The organism is Caballeronia insecticola (assembly GCF_000402035.1).
GTDB lineage: Bacteria > Pseudomonadota > Gammaproteobacteria > Burkholderiales > Burkholderiaceae > Caballeronia > Caballeronia insecticola.
In genome coordinates this window covers 774,328-787,649 of record NC_021294.1, presented here as the reverse complement: position 1 = coordinate 787,649, position 13,322 = coordinate 774,328, and the positions used below count along the sequence as shown (strand labels likewise).

General features: G+C 61.0%; 14 protein-coding genes. 7 read left to right on the top strand and 7 right to left on the bottom strand.

All coding sequences use genetic code 11. The features are described 5' to 3' along the window. Window positions 1-2: 2 nt before the first annotated feature. Window positions 3-1,835, top strand: a complete 1,833-nt coding sequence (locus BRPE64_RS17775; protein ID WP_016354881.1) for a carbamoyltransferase family protein — start codon at window positions 3-5, stop codon at window positions 1,833-1,835. Beyond that, window positions 1,822-2,130, top strand: coding sequence for a hypothetical protein (locus BRPE64_RS17770; RefSeq protein WP_016354880.1), 309 nt, complete (start codon window positions 1,822-1,824; stop codon window positions 2,128-2,130). Before BRPE64_RS17775 ends, BRPE64_RS17770 begins: the two co-directional genes overlap by 14 nt. 52 nt (window positions 2,131-2,182) lie before the next feature. Here the strand turns inward: BRPE64_RS17770 and BRPE64_RS17765 are convergent, their stop codons facing one another. Further along, the gene (locus BRPE64_RS17765; RefSeq protein ID WP_044042406.1) at window positions 2,183-3,691 is read right to left on the bottom strand and encodes an amino acid permease; all 1,509 of its coding nucleotides are present in this window, start codon (window positions 3,689-3,691) and stop codon (window positions 2,183-2,185) included. Window positions 3,692-4,152: 461 nt separating this feature from the next. Between BRPE64_RS17765 and BRPE64_RS17760 the strand changes: the two genes are divergently transcribed. Then, entirely contained in the window at window positions 4,153-4,809 is a 657-nt protein-coding gene (locus BRPE64_RS17760; protein ID WP_044042405.1) for a peroxiredoxin, read from the top strand. Between the two features lie 74 nt (window positions 4,810-4,883). Here the strand turns inward: BRPE64_RS17760 and BRPE64_RS17755 are convergent, their stop codons facing one another. The 3 genes from BRPE64_RS17755 to BRPE64_RS17745 form a co-directional block, all read right to left on the bottom strand. Beyond that, window positions 4,884-5,357, bottom strand: a complete 474-nt coding sequence (locus BRPE64_RS17755; RefSeq protein WP_016354877.1) for a ferritin-like domain-containing protein — start codon at window positions 5,355-5,357, stop codon at window positions 4,884-4,886. A gap of 229 nt (window positions 5,358-5,586) precedes the next feature. After that, window positions 5,587-6,297, bottom strand: coding sequence for a FadR/GntR family transcriptional regulator (locus BRPE64_RS17750; protein ID WP_016354876.1), 711 nt, complete (start codon window positions 6,295-6,297; stop codon window positions 5,587-5,589). Further along, window positions 6,294-6,581 (bottom strand): hypothetical protein, encoded by a 288-nt coding sequence (locus BRPE64_RS17745; protein ID WP_044042404.1) that lies wholly within the window; start codon window positions 6,579-6,581, stop codon window positions 6,294-6,296. The genes BRPE64_RS17750 and BRPE64_RS17745 overlap by 4 nt, the downstream gene beginning before the upstream one ends. A gap of 208 nt (window positions 6,582-6,789) precedes the next feature. Between BRPE64_RS17745 and BRPE64_RS17740 the strand changes: the two genes are divergently transcribed. From BRPE64_RS17740 to BRPE64_RS17730, 3 genes are all read left to right on the top strand, one after another. Further along, a complete protein-coding gene (locus BRPE64_RS17740) occupies window positions 6,790-7,683 on the top strand; it encodes a ketopantoate reductase family protein (RefSeq protein WP_016354874.1) in 894 nt (297 codons plus the stop codon). 90 nt (window positions 7,684-7,773) lie between these two features. Then, window positions 7,774-8,115 (top strand): DUF4148 domain-containing protein, encoded by a 342-nt coding sequence (locus BRPE64_RS17735; protein WP_044042403.1) that lies wholly within the window; start codon window positions 7,774-7,776, stop codon window positions 8,113-8,115. Between the two features lie 128 nt (window positions 8,116-8,243). Then, window positions 8,244-8,621: a DUF427 domain-containing protein gene (locus tag BRPE64_RS17730; protein ID WP_016354872.1), complete on the top strand. Its 378-nt coding sequence runs from the start codon at window positions 8,244-8,246 to the stop codon at window positions 8,619-8,621. 3 nt (window positions 8,622-8,624) lie between these two features. Here BRPE64_RS17730 and BRPE64_RS17725 read toward each other — a convergent pair whose 3' ends face one another. Further along, window positions 8,625-9,518 carry a LysR family transcriptional regulator ArgP gene (locus BRPE64_RS17725; RefSeq protein WP_016354871.1) on the bottom strand — a complete coding sequence of 298 codons (894 nt, stop codon included), beginning with the start codon at window positions 9,516-9,518 and terminating at the stop codon, window positions 8,625-8,627. A 96-nt stretch (window positions 9,519-9,614) separates the two neighbouring features. Between BRPE64_RS17725 and BRPE64_RS17720 the strand changes: the two genes are divergently transcribed. Then, window positions 9,615-10,742, top strand: coding sequence for an aminotransferase class I/II-fold pyridoxal phosphate-dependent enzyme (locus tag BRPE64_RS17720; protein WP_016354870.1), 1,128 nt, complete (start codon window positions 9,615-9,617; stop codon window positions 10,740-10,742). Here the strand turns inward: BRPE64_RS17720 and msrA are convergent. Together msrA and BRPE64_RS17710 are read right to left on the bottom strand one after the other, a co-directional pair. Beyond that, window positions 10,706-11,419, bottom strand: a complete 714-nt coding sequence (gene msrA, locus BRPE64_RS17715) for a peptide-methionine (S)-S-oxide reductase MsrA (protein WP_016354869.1) — start codon at window positions 11,417-11,419, stop codon at window positions 10,706-10,708. The genes BRPE64_RS17720 and msrA overlap by 37 nt on opposite strands. Before the next feature lie 33 nt (window positions 11,420-11,452). After that, window positions 11,453-13,282, bottom strand: a complete 1,830-nt coding sequence (locus tag BRPE64_RS17710; protein ID WP_016354868.1) for a cytochrome c biogenesis protein DipZ — start codon at window positions 13,280-13,282, stop codon at window positions 11,453-11,455. Between the last annotated feature and the right edge of the window lie 40 nt (window positions 13,283-13,322).

Sequence of the window (13,322 nt, the reverse complement as noted above, 5' to 3'; positions counted from 1 at the left end):
TAATGGCACGGTACGTACTCGGCATTTCGGCCTTCTATCACGACTCGGCGGCGGCGATCCTCAAGGACGGCGAGATCATCGCGGCCGCGCAGGAAGAGCGTTTCACCCGCAAGCGTCACGATGCGGGCTTTCCGGCCGGCGCGATCAACTACTGTCTCGAGGAAGCGGAGATCGACGGCAGCGATCTCTCGGCCATCGCGTTCTATGACGATCCCGCGCTGACGGCCGATCGCATCATCCGTTCGTCGATCGCTTTCGCGCCGCAATCGCAGGCGTTCTTCACGAAGGCGGTGAAGTCGTTCTTCGGCGTGAAGCCCTATTTCAAGGAACAGATTCGCGAAATGCTCGCATGCGACGACGTGCCGATCTATTTTTCGCGGCATCATTATTCGCACGCGGCGTCGGCGTTCTTTCCGTCGCCGTTTCAGGAAGCAGCGGTGTTATGCGTCGACGGCGTCGGCGAATGGTCGACGACGAGTCTCGCATTCGGCAGCGGCTCGAAGCTCGATATCCTCAAGGAAATTCGCTATCCGCATTCGCTCGGGCTGCTCTATAGCGCGTTCACGTTCTATTGCGGCTTCAAGGTCAACAGCGGCGAATACAAGCTGATGGGCCTGGCGCCCTATGGCAAGCCGGTGTATGCGGACAAGATCAAGCAGCATCTCATCGATATCAAGGCAGACGGCTCGTTCCGCCTGAACCTCGATTACTTCGATTTTCATCGCGGGCTTGTGCTCACGAACGATCATTTTCATGAACTCTTCGGCGCTGCCCCGCGCACGCCGGAATCACGTATTTCGCGGCGCGAAATGGATCTCGCCGCATCGATCCAGGCCGTGACCGAAGAAGTGATGATCAAGTTGTGTCACGGCCTCAAGCAACTCACGGGCGCGACGAAACTATGCCTTGCGGGCGGCGTCGCGCTCAATTGCGTCGCTAACGGCAAGATTCTGCGCGAAGGCGTGTTCGACGAAATCTGGATTCAGCCCGCCGCGGGCGATGCGGGCGGCGCAATCGGCGCGGCCTATCTCGCCGACTTCAACGTGCTCGGCGGCAAGCGGCGCGAAGTGGTGCCGCAGAGCGATGCGCAAAGCGGCAGTTTCATCGGCCCGGCGTATCGCGACGACGAAATACTCTCGTTCATGCAGCGGCAAGGCGCGGTCTGGCACAAGCTGCCGGAGGGCGACGAGGGCGCGCAGCACGTGGCGTCGATTCTCGCGCAGGAGAAGATCGTCGGCATGTTCTCGGGACGCATGGAGTTCGGCCCGCGTTCGCTCGGCGCGCGCTCGATTCTCGGCGATCCGCGCGCGGCCGATACGCAATCGCGCATGAACCTCAAGATCAAGTTCCGCGAATCGTTCCGGCCTTTCGCGCCGATCGTGCTGAAGGAGCGCGCAGCCGATTATTTCGATATCGACGCCGACAGTCCCTACATGCTGCTCGTCGCGCCGGTCAAGGAAGCGCGCCGTCTCACGCCGGAAGAAGCGGCCGATCCGGAGGACATGCTCGAAATCGTGAATGCCGTGCGCAGCGACGTGCCCGCGATCACGCACGTCGATTACAGCGCGCGCATTCAGACCGTCACGCAGGACGTGAACCCGCGCATGTTCTCCGTGCTCAAGGCCTTCGATGAATTGACCGGCTGCCCGGTGCTCGTCAACACATCGTTCAATGTGCGCGGCGAGCCGATCGTGTGCACGCCCGAGGACGCTTATCGCTGCTTCATGAGAACCGAGATCGACGCACTCGTGCTGGGGGATTACATCCTCTATCGCGAAGAGCAGGCCGCCGTCGAAATGGATGAATCCTGGAAGAAGGAGTATGAACTTGACTGATGCCGACCTGAACCAATTCTTCGCATCGAAGCTCGCGAACCTGAAGCCCGATGTTCAGGGCTTCATTCCGACGCAATTCGATTCGAACTGCGAGTCGTATCTGCAAGATGTGTTCGAGCCCGAGCCGATTGTGAGTCAGGAAGACATGATCAGCTCGCTCGTGGAGATCTGGCAGCGTCAGGGACTCGATGCGCTCGCGGCGCTGGAGCCGGACTTCCGCCGCATTGCGCAAGCGTTGCGCGCGACCGATCAGGAAACCCAGCAGGTCTCGAACTTCATCTACGCGATGTATTGACCCGGCGCTTCAATGACAAAGGGGCCGCATGCGATTGCGGCCCCTTTCTATTTCACCTCTGCACGGCCTGACCGGACGATGCCTCGCGCTCGCGACGCAATCGGCTGTGTCGAATGCCGTAGGCGAAGTAGATCACGATGCCGATCGCCATCCATATGATGAGCCGGATCCATGTATCGGCGGGCAGTCCGGCCATGAGGAAGAGCGACGAAAGCGCGCCCAGCGGCGCGACGACATACACGGCAGGCGTCTTGAACGCGCGTTCGAGATTCGGCTGCGTGATGCGCAGCACGAGCACGCCGATGCACACCACCATGAAGGCGAACAACGTGCCGATGCTCACCAGTTCGCCGACGAGCCCAATTGGCAGCAGCCCCGCGAGAATCATCACGACTACGCCCGTGATGATCGTCGTGATATAGGGCGTATGAAAGCGCGGATGGATCTTCGATGCGAAGGGCGGCAAGAGGCCGTCGCGCGCCATCGAATAGAAGATACGCGGCTGTGAAAGCAGCAGCACGAGAATCACGGACGTGAGACCGAAGATCGCGCCGAGCTTCACGATAGGCGAGAGCCAGCGCATGCCGATTGCATCGACGCCGACGGCGATCGGGTCCGACACGTTGAGCTTGTCATAAGGCACGATGCCCGTCAGCACATACGAAACGAGTACGTAGAGAATCGTGCAGATGGTGAGTGAGCCGAGCAGACCGATCGGCATGTCGCGTCTTGGATTGCGCGTTTCCTGCGCCACGCACGATACCGAATCGAAGCCGATATAGGCGAAGAACACGACCGCCGCGCCGCGCAACACGCCGCTCATGCCGAACACGCCCGATTCGCCGGTGTTCGGCGGAATGAATGCGCCTGTTGGATTCTTCGCCGTGACCCAATGACTTGTGTCGACATATGAAATGCCCGCGCCGATGAACGCCAGCACGATCAACACCTTGATGATCACGATGACGCTGTTCACGCGCGCCGATTCGCGAATGCCCACGACGAGCAGAAGTGTGATGAGGCCGACGATCACCATCGCGGGCACGTTGAGCACCGCGCCCGCGTGACTCCAGCCGTGCCCGGGCTCATAAGAGAAGGGCGCTTTCGCGAACTGCTCGGGTATGTCGATGCCGAAGGAATGCAGAAAGCTCACGACATAGCCCGACCAACCTATTGCAACAGTCGTCGCGCCAACTGCATATTCGAGAATCAAATCCCAGCCGATGAGCCACGCAATCAGTTCGCCCATCGTCGCATAGGCGTAGGTATAGGCGCTGCCGGAGACCGGCACGGTCGAGGCCATTTCCGCATAGCACAAGCCCGCAAGCGCGCACACGATTGCCCCGCACACGAACGACAGGATGATGGCAGGCCCCGCGTTGGTCGCCGCCGCGTGGCCGGTCAGCACGAAGATGCCCGCGCCGATGATGCAGCCTACGCCGAGCATCACGACATCGAGTGCCGAGAGCGAGCGTTTGAGCGCGTGTCCGCCGTCCTCCTGAACCACTTCGTCGTTTTCGGACGCTTCGCTTTGCAGTGCAGCAACGGTCTTTCTTTGCATCACGGTCACGATCGCCTCCTGTGCGACGGCAGCGTGGCCGTGCCAGGTGGCGCGGCGCAGTCTGTCCGCCCATTCAAGTGCGGGATGTTTCGCGTTTCTTGCTGCTTCACATTCGCATCACGTTCGATTGGTTTTTCATATAAATATATCGTTTCGTGATAGCAGATTTTGCAGGGGAATTCGAGAACAGTTCTGCAAGGCGCTTGGACCTTGGCAATCGGCCGCGAGTGCTCGTTCACGGCGAGCGACACGCAGCACGAAGCGTGCCGCTCGTCTGGCATGTGCTATTTTTACCGTTGCATCGCAAGTCCGCACCAGCGTTGCGGACTTTGCGATGCGAGATGCTCTGTCATGCGCCGGGCACTATAATCGCGTGGAATGTTGCGCATTTCAGCCCGGAATCCGTTCCCGCCCGACGTGCGGAACGCTCACCGGAATCTTGTCTAACGTGGAGATTGAAGATGTCCATACGTATTGGTGATGAAGCCCCCGATTTCACTGCGGAAACGACCGAAGGCACGATCCGCTTCCACGAGTGGATTGGCGACAAGTGGGCCATTTTGTTCTCGCATCCGAAAGACTTCACGCCCGTCTGCACGACCGAACTCGGCTACATGGCGAAGCTTAAGCCGGAATTCGAGAAGCGTAATACGAAGGTGATCGGCCTCTCGATCGATCCGGTCACGAATCACTCGCAGTGGGCGAAGGATATCGAGGAAACGCAAGGCACCGCGGTCAATTATCCGATGATCGGTGACGCGGATCTGAACGTCGCGAAACTCTACGACATGATCCATCCGAACGCGAGCGGCGGCAGCCCGCGCACCGCGAACGACAACGCGACAATCCGCGCCGTGTTCCTGATCGGTCCGGACAAGAAGGTGAAGGCCACGTTCACATATCCGATGAGCGCGGGCCGCAACTTCGACGAAGTGCTGCGTCTGCTCGACGCGCTGCAACTGAATGCGAAGCACACGGTGGCCACGCCGGTGAACTGGCGTCCGGGCGAGGACGTCATCATTCCGACTTCCGTATCGGATGAAGACGCGAAGAAGAAGTACCCGGACGGCTTCAAGACGCTGAAGCCCTATCTGCGCACGGTGGCGCAGCCGAAGTAATTCCGCGCATTGCAGCATTGCGAGAGAGCGCCGGTTCGCGTCATGCGGACCGGCGTTTTTAATGCGCACGATCTTCAGGAGTGACCGGTCCGGCGTTCCGGCGATGTATCGACTTCGCCCGGACGGCGCAGCATCTTGTCCACTTCGCCCGCATGCATTTCTTCAACGTGAATCATCTGCCGCGCGTATTCTTCCAGCGCGACGGAACGGCCCTCGACCACCTTGAGCAAATCGCGATACAGATTGAGCGCGACTTCTTCGGCCTGCAACGATTCGCGCAGGATCGTGGCGATATCGAACGTATGGTTGTCGAGCAGCGGACCGATGTGCAGCGACGGATACGCACCCATCGTCGTAATCCATTCGCCGGCCTGATGCGCATGCGTCAGCGATTCATCGGCCTGCGCGCGCAGCCACGACACGATCGGAATGCGGCCGAAGCCGAACACGAGAAACGAATAATGGGTGTAACGCACGACGCCTGCCAGTTCGGATTCGAGAATCTTGTTCAGGACGTCGACGACCTTTTCCTTTTCGAGCTCTGCCATTGCTGCCTCCGTTTTTCAACGCCGGGCGCTCCGTGGGACGGATGGGCCATGACTCATCGCATGCGGGGCTTCACCCATTGTAGTCATCACAACGGCGCATGCGGGTGAAACTGCGGAGTCGGAGCGCGCAAGATGCGCTCCCGGCGTGAATAAACGACGATGCGGCGGCTTCGCGGCCGCGGCAGGCAAGGACAGGGCGTAAAACGCCCGCAAAGGCTGAACAGGCCGCTTAAGCCATTTCCTCGATCCACAGCGACGCGGCGCCCGCGAGCACCTGCGACATCGCGATGCGGGCGCCTTCGGTGTCGTTCGTTTCGATCGCGCGAACGACCCGGCCGTAATCGGCAAGCTGCGAGTCCGGCACGCGCGGCAATGCGTGCGGCTGAGTGCGCAGGGCCGCCTTCATCGTCTTGATGCCGACACGCACGACGCTGCCCATCTGCCGCAGCAATTCGTCGCCACTTGCCTCGACGATAGCCGCCTGCAACGCATCTTCCGATGCGGATTGCAGCGCCTCCGACGGGCTCGCATGCACGAGCCGCTGATACGCGGCGTTGATCGAGATGCGCTGATGGCGATTCGCGCGCGTCGCCGCAAGCGCGGCGGCCGGCGGATCGACGAGCGCGCGGAATTCGATCAGCCTGCGGATGCATTCCGGGTCCGGCAGCGCACGCAAACGCCACTCGGCGACTTCCGGATCCATGATGAGCCATTCGCGCGCGGGCTTGATGCGTGTGCCCGTTTTGGGCCGCACGTCGAGCATGCGGCGCGAGATGAGAATGCTCAACGCCTCGCGCATGATGGTGCGGCTCACGCCGTGCTTCTTGGAAAGCAGCACTTGCGGCGGCAGCACGTTGTCTTGGTATTCGCCGCTCACGATGCCCGCGACGAGTTGATTGACTACGCGCTTGACGAGTGATGCTTCATATCCATGATTCATTTTTTTGTTCTCGTGATAACGCCCACGCTTAAGGCTTCCCGCCGTTCGTCGCCGAACGGAATGGCCCGCGCATTGTGTGTCCCGACGCCTCGGTGCGCCGCGCCGCCGAATGTGCGCTGCTGGCGCTTGCCCTCCGGCATGCCGATATTGGTCCCCAGGTTCCAGCTACCCGATGCGGACTGATCCGCATCCACCCCATAGCGGTCGATTCTTGTCTGGACAGCCTCGTCGATCCGCTGAAAGAAGCGTATATCCGCGCGACCCGGTTTAACAATATGGTTCACCGCTAATTCGACTGACTATCGTGCGTCCGCACACAAAGTTGCGCAGGCAGGGCACGCGCCGCGATTTGCGTCGCAACGCGCAAGCGTTTGCGCGTCATCCGTTATGCGAAGCATCGGTTGCCTGAGCCCGCACTATTTCATGTGTTAGCCTTTGCCCGCCAATACAACGCAATGCAACGCAATCCAACTTAGTAAGGAGAAGGGAAACATGAAAGTCGCCGTCATGGGCGCGGGCGCCGTCGGTTGCTATTACGGCGGGATGCTCGCGCGCGCCGGTCACGACGTCGTGCTGATCGCGCGGCCGCAGCATGTCGAGGCCATCATGCGCGAAGGCTTGCGGCTCGACACGCAACATTTCGACGAACGCGTGCGCGTATCCGCAAGCATCGAGGCGAGCGCGGTGAAAGGCGCGGAGCTCGTGCTCTTCTGCGTCAAGTCCACCGATACCGACAGCGCGGCTCAAGCCCTGGCGCCTTATCTCGATGGCGACGCGCTCGTGCTGTCGTTGCAAAACGGCGTGGAGAACGCGGCGCGTCTGCGCGAACTGCTGCCGCAGGAAGCGGCGGCTGCGGTGGTGTACGTGGCATCGGAGATGGCGGGGCCGGGGCATATACGGCATCACGGACGCGGCGAACTCGTGATCGAACCGTCGACGATGAGCGAAGCCGTGGCGCGCGCGTTTGTCGACGCGGGCGTGCCGACCGAAATCTCCGATAACGTGCGCGGTGCCTTATGGGCCAAGCTCGTGTTGAACTGCGCGTATAACGCCCTTTCAGCGATCACGCAGATGCCTTACGGCAAGCTCGTTCAAGGCGAAGGTGTGACGCGGGCAATGCGCGATATCGTCGATGAATGCCTTGCCGTCGCGACAGCCGATGGCGTCACGATCCCCGGCGATGTGGATGCCGCCGTGCGTCGTATCGCTGAAACCATGCCGAATCAGTTTTCATCGACGGCGCAGGATCTGGCGCGCGGCAAGAAGAGCGAAATCGATCATCTGAACGGATTGATCGTGCGACGCGGCGAGGCGCTCGGTGTACCGACGCCTGCGAACCGCTTGCTGCACGTGCTCGTCAGGCTGATTGAAAACAAAGCGGGCTGACGCGATTTATCACTACGCGGGCACGGCCGATGCTGAGTTTGTAGTACGCGCAGAAAACATCGCGCGCTTTCTACAAACCGGAGATTCGCCATGAAATCGTTCGTCAAAGCTCTGGCCGTCGCCGCCGTAGTGGTGGCGCCGGCTCTTTCCTTCGCACAAACCGATTCGTCGTTATCACGCGATCAGGTCAAGCAGGATTTGCGGCAGGTGGAAGCTGCGGGTTATGACCCGTCGCGCTCGGATCAGACGTCGTATCCGTCGGATATTCAGGCTGCTGAAAGCCGCGTCTCGCGCCAGAATGGTGCAGCGCCCGCGGACACGAACGCTTACGGTGGCACGGCGGGTGGCGCCTCGGCGTCGGGTATGCGAACGATGCAGACCATGCGACCGATGAACAATGACGGCACCAAGCCGGTCTACTTCGGCCACTAACGCGGGCTGAGGCCGCGCCATAGCATTGCATGGCGCGGCGTGTTGTGCGTCTTTCCGGCAGGCGCGCTACCATGATTTCTTCGCGCGTTTCTTCGCGCTCGAGCAGCCAAAGAATCAGGCAGAAACTCATGGATAAAGCCGTCAAGATTCCCGGACCCGATCATCCGATTACTATCGACCGCAGTCCCTTGCATGTGATAGTCAAGGCGGGCGGGCGCGTGATCGTCGATACGACTGACGCGCTGGCACTTCGCGAGGCATCGTATCCCGAAGTGCTGTACGTACCGCGCAAAGATGTCGACATGTCGCAACTGGAACGTACGTCGCACACTACCTATTGTCCTTACAAGGGCGAATGCAGCTATTACAGCATTCCCGCAGGCGGCGATAAGGCTGTCAATGCGGTGTGGACCTATGAGTCGCCTTATGATGCCGTCGCGGTGATCAAGGATCATCTGGCGTTCTATCGCGATCGCGTGGATTCGTTCGAAACGCGCGATGCTTGATGCTTAATCGAGTAACGATTTCGCGCGGGTCTTCAGCATCGCGCTGAAATCGTCGAGCCAGCCGAGCGAAAGACGCCAGCTCTGCCAGTAAAGATCGACATCGAGACGCGAACCGGGCTGCACTTCAACCAGTTCGCCGCTCTCGAGTTCGCGCGCGATCAGGCGTTGCGGACACATGCCCCAAGCAAGACCCGACATGCATGCGCCCACGAAAGCCGCGCCGTGCGGAACGACATGCGCGGGCGGTTCGATGTCCGCGCGGCTCACACGTTTGATGAAGCGCCTTTGTAGTTCGTCCTTGTCGTTGAAATTCACGCAGGGCGCGCTACGCCACGCATCGCGCGTGAGGCCATCGGAAAAGTGTCGCGCGAAATACGCAGGCGAGCATACCGCGCGATAGCGCATGCGTCCGAGCTTGATCGAACGCCAGCCGGGCACCGGCTCGGCCAGCGTCGTGACCGCGCCTTGCACGTCGCCTTCGCGTATGCGCTGCGCCGTGTGATCCTGATCGTCGACGACGAGATCGAGCAGCAATTCACGTTCGACGCAAAAGGCCGCCGCAGCCTCGATGAACCAGGTGCTCATGCTGTCGTCGTTGACGGCGATACGCAGCTTCGCGCGCCGTTCCCCCGGCGAGCCCGGCAAAGCCGGCATGCGTCCGCCGAGTTCCGCTTCGAGCATTTGCACGCGTTCGGTGTGCCGGCACAACAGCGCGCCCGATGCCGTGGCTTCGCAAGGTTGCCCGCGCTTGACGAGCAGGCTTCCGACCCGTTCCTCCAGCAATTTGACGCGTTGCGAGACCGCCGAAGGCGTGACGTTCAGCTCACGCGCGGCGCGTTCGAAAGAACCGCTGCGAACGACCGCAAGCAGTGCATCGAGGAGGGCGTAGTCGAGCATTAGCGTTCCTTAATCCAAATTAGGAAGTTTAGCTTTTTGAATTCGATGACGGAGGGCAAACTCGGGTCTTCTTCGACCCGGATTACACGGCCAATCATGCAACCGACGCCCTTCAAACTGGAACGCTACTTCGCGCAGCACGAATTCACCGCGCGCCATCTTCTGTGCAGCTCCGATCCCGAATCGATGTCGATTGGCGAGCTTCTGGCCTTCGAACCCGGTTCGATCGACGCATTGCGCGAAACCTGGCTCGGCTACACCGAATATCCGGGCGCACCCGCATTGCGCCGCGCGCTGGCAACGCTATACGAGAACGTTCAGGCGGATGAAATCATCGTCCATACGGGCGCGCAGGAAGCGATCTATTCGTTCATGCACTCGATGCTCGCGCCGGGCGATCATATGATCGTTCATATGCCCGGCTATCAGTCGCATTACTCGGTGGCAGAGGCGATGGGCGTAAAGGTCTCGCCGTGGAAGGCGCGTGAAGAAGCGGGCTGGGCGCTCGACCCCGACGAACTGGAGACGCTCCTCACGCCCGCGACGCGTGCGCTCGTGATTTGCGCGCCGCATAATCCGACCGGCTATCTGCCCACGCGCGAGGTGTTCGACGCAATCGTTGCGTTCGCACGCAAGCACAACCTGTGGCTCTTCAGCGATGAAGTGTATCGCGGGCTCGAATACGATATCGCCGATCGTCTGCCCGCAGCGTGCGATGTGTACGAACGCGCGATCTCGCTGGGCGCGCTGTCGAAGACGCACGGACTGGCGGGCTTGAGATTAGGCTGGATCGCGACCCGAAGCGCGGCCGTGCTCGAACGCATGAGCACGTTCAAGGACTATCTGACCATCAGTAATAGCGCGCCGAGCGAGTATCTTTCCACCATCGCGGTTCGTCATACCGAGGCGCTGATCGCACGCAACACGAACATCGCGCGAGGCAATCTGAGTTTGCTGGACGAATTCTTCGCGCGTCACGCGAATCGCTTCGAGTGGCATCGTCCGCGTGCGGGCACCATCGGTTTCGTGCGACTGAAACAAGGGCACGCCGAGCAGTTCTGCGCTGAACTGCTCGAACGTACGGGCGTGCTGCTGTTGCCTTCCTCGCTAGTCGATCATGGCGACGCGCATTTTCGCCTGGGCTTCGGCCGACGCAACATGCCCGAAGCACTCGCGATCGTCGATGCCTATTTGGACGCGACCGTAACAAGCACCGCATCCTGACGATAGGCACCCGGAAACATCTGCTTGAGATTGCCGATCTTGGGCAGATCGTTGATTGCGATATACGGGCTTTCCGGATGCTCGGTCAGATAGTTCTGGTGATAGCTCTCCGCCGGATAGAAGCTCGTGTAGTCTTCGACCTTCGTGACAATCTTGCCGCGATACACATGCGCGCTGTCGAGCTGCGCGATATAGGCGTTGGCGACATCGCGTTGGGCCTGGTTCGTCGGAAAGACAGCCGAGCGATATTGCGTGCCGTGGTCCGGGCCCTGATAGTTCAATTCGGTCGGGTTATGCGCGACAGAAAAGAAGATCTGCAAGAGCTTGCCGTACGTGACCTGTGCCGGATCGTAAGTCACGCGCACGGACTCCGCGTGTCCCGTGTCGCCATCGCTTACGCGTTCGTATTGCGCAGTGTTCGCCGCGCCGCCCGCGTAGCCTGCCATCACTTCCTTCACGCCGCGCACGTGCTGGAAGACGCCTTGTACGCCCCAGAAGCAGCCGCCTGCAAACACAGCGGTTTCCGTATGAACCGCGCCTGCCGTTTCATCGTGCGCGGGCGGCGGAATCTTTACGGCTTCCTCGCTCGAATAAGCAACGCGCTGCAATGCGAACGCGCCTGCGAACAGCACGGCCACGCTCGCGATCTTGAATGACTTGCTGGTGTTCTTCAACATGAATACTCCTCGATGAATCGGGTTTGACCGGGCTCAACCGAACGTGAACGCATAGGCTTCCACGCCGGGGTCGAGAAATTCGATGGTGAACGTGCGATCCCCAACCGGACCTGGTTGCCGCACGAGTTGATAGAGACGCTCTTCCTTGACGATACCGCTTCCATCGGCCTGAATGTCGCTGCCGTGCGAAGCGCCGGGGGCGGCGCCGTCGATGCTCACGCGAAAGCGTACCGGCTTGCCATCTTTCGACGGCCCGAGCACGAGATGCAGATCGCGCGCATGAAAGCGATACACGATGCGTCCCGACGTGCCTTCGAGCGTCGCATGTTCGGCGCCGACTTTCCATGCACCCGCAAGGCCCCAGTCGTTCACGTCGAGCGATTTCGGCGCGCCATAGTCGTGAATGCGGTCGGGTGTCTGTCCGCCCGGCGACATGAACTGCTCGGCGCGCTCATAACCGATATACGTTTCCGGCGAGCGCATGTCGGCGTTGTCGGCCTGCATCATCGCGCCTTGAGCGGTGGCATCGTCGCTGCTTTTTGCTGTCATCGCCGTTGAGGGCGCCGCACCGTGTCCCGCTTCCGCGAGCAACTCCTGAATCACGTGCTCGGAATGCGCATAGTCGCCTTCGCCGAAATGGTGATAGCGGATGTTGCCCTTTGCATCGACGAAATAGTGCGCCGGCCAGTACTGGTTATTCAACGCGCGCCAGATTGCATAGTTGTTGTCGACTGCAACCGGATAGTCGATGCCGAGATCGGCAATCGCCTTCTTCACGTTGTCGACGTTGCGCTCGAACGCGAACTCCGGCGCATGCACGCCGATCACGACAAGACCCTGATCGCGATACTTCTGCGCCCACGTCTTGACATACGGCAACGTGCGCAGGCAGTTGATGCACGAGTATGTCCACACATCCACGAGCACGACCTTGCCGCGCAGCGCCTCTCGCGTAAGCGGCGGCGAGTTGAGCCACTGCACCGCACCATCGAGCGGCGGCAGCGTGCCTTCCACCGGCAACGCGGCGGGCGTGTCAGCCTTCGGCTGCTCGGTGCTCGCACGCATCATGGCGGACGAATCGACGTTCGCAGTGGCGGGCTTCATGACGTTCTGCGCGGACTTCATCATCGCATCATTGCGATTCGAGAGCTTGTCGACGAGATGCTGCTCGATCCCCGATGTCGCCACCGTCGATACACGTGCGAGCACGCCTGTGTCGAGTCCCAAACCGATCGCCACGACGCCGACGAGCATCGCCGCACCGATGCCGCGCCGCACCCATTCGCCCGCGCCGAGCGAGCGTTTCATCGCCGTGAAGACACGTCCGCCAATGAGCAGCGCAACGGCAAGCGACGTGGCCGCGCCCGCCGCATAAGCAATCAGCAGCAGCGTAGTGCCGACGCTCGCGCCGTTGAGCGCCGCACCGGTCAACACGAGGCCGAGGATCGGGCCCGCGCACGGCGCCCACAAAAGTCCGGTCGCGATGCCGAGCACGAACGAACCACCCGCGCTCGGCTTGCCGTCGCCGCGCTGGGCGAATGCGGTCAGACGATTACCTGCAGTGACGAACGGATGCATCACGCGCTCCGCGAAGCTCGGCAAGAGCAACGTGATGCCGAACACCGCAAGCAGCACGATGGCGGCCCAGCGGCCGTACTGATTGGCCTGCGTCACCCAGCCGCCGCCGACTGCGGCAAGCGTTGCGACGGCGGCGAACGTGAGACCCATGCCCGCAAGAAGCGGCAGACCGCTCTTGACGAACGGCTGGTCCGCGCGCGAGAACACGAAAGGAAGAACCGGCAGGATGCACGGACTGAGAATCGTCAGCGCGCCGCCAAGATAGGCCAGGACGATGAGCAGCATGATGGTCTCGAATGAGTTTGTTCGTGATGTGCCGTGTGCG

What these genes read in the sequence shown, in the direction of transcription:
- BRPE64_RS17725 (WP_016354871.1), bottom strand. Translation starts at nt 9,518, where the DNA reads ATGCTCGACTACGCCCTCCTCGATGCACTGCTTGCGGTCGTTCGCAGC.
- BRPE64_RS17720 (WP_016354870.1), top strand. Translation starts at nt 9,615, where the DNA reads ATGCAACCGACGCCCTTCAAACTGGAACGCTACTTCGCGCAGCACGAA.
- BRPE64_RS17735 (WP_044042403.1), top strand. Translation starts at nt 7,774, where the DNA reads ATGAAATCGTTCGTCAAAGCTCTGGCCGTCGCCGCCGTAGTGGTGGCG.
- BRPE64_RS17740 (WP_016354874.1), top strand. Translation starts at nt 6,790, where the DNA reads ATGAAAGTCGCCGTCATGGGCGCGGGCGCCGTCGGTTGCTATTACGGC.
- BRPE64_RS17755 (WP_016354877.1), bottom strand. Translation starts at nt 5,357, where the DNA reads ATGGCAGAGCTCGAAAAGGAAAAGGTCGTCGACGTCCTGAACAAGATT.
- BRPE64_RS17710 (WP_016354868.1), bottom strand. Translation starts at nt 13,282, where the DNA reads ATGCTGCTCATCGTCCTGGCCTATCTTGGCGGCGCGCTGACGATTCTC.
- BRPE64_RS17730 (WP_016354872.1), top strand. Translation starts at nt 8,244, where the DNA reads ATGGATAAAGCCGTCAAGATTCCCGGACCCGATCATCCGATTACTATC.
- BRPE64_RS17760 (WP_044042405.1), top strand. Translation starts at nt 4,153, where the DNA reads ATGTCCATACGTATTGGTGATGAAGCCCCCGATTTCACTGCGGAAACG.
- BRPE64_RS17770 (WP_016354880.1), top strand. Translation starts at nt 1,822, where the DNA reads ATGAACTTGACTGATGCCGACCTGAACCAATTCTTCGCATCGAAGCTC.
- msrA (WP_016354869.1), bottom strand. Translation starts at nt 11,419, where the DNA reads ATGTTGAAGAACACCAGCAAGTCATTCAAGATCGCGAGCGTGGCCGTG.
- BRPE64_RS17775 (WP_016354881.1), top strand. Translation starts at nt 3, where the DNA reads ATGGCACGGTACGTACTCGGCATTTCGGCCTTCTATCACGACTCGGCG.
- BRPE64_RS17750 (WP_016354876.1), bottom strand. Translation starts at nt 6,297, where the DNA reads ATGAATCATGGATATGAAGCATCACTCGTCAAGCGCGTAGTCAATCAA.
- BRPE64_RS17765 (WP_044042406.1), bottom strand. Translation starts at nt 3,691, where the DNA reads ATGCAAAGAAAGACCGTTGCTGCACTGCAAAGCGAAGCGTCCGAAAAC.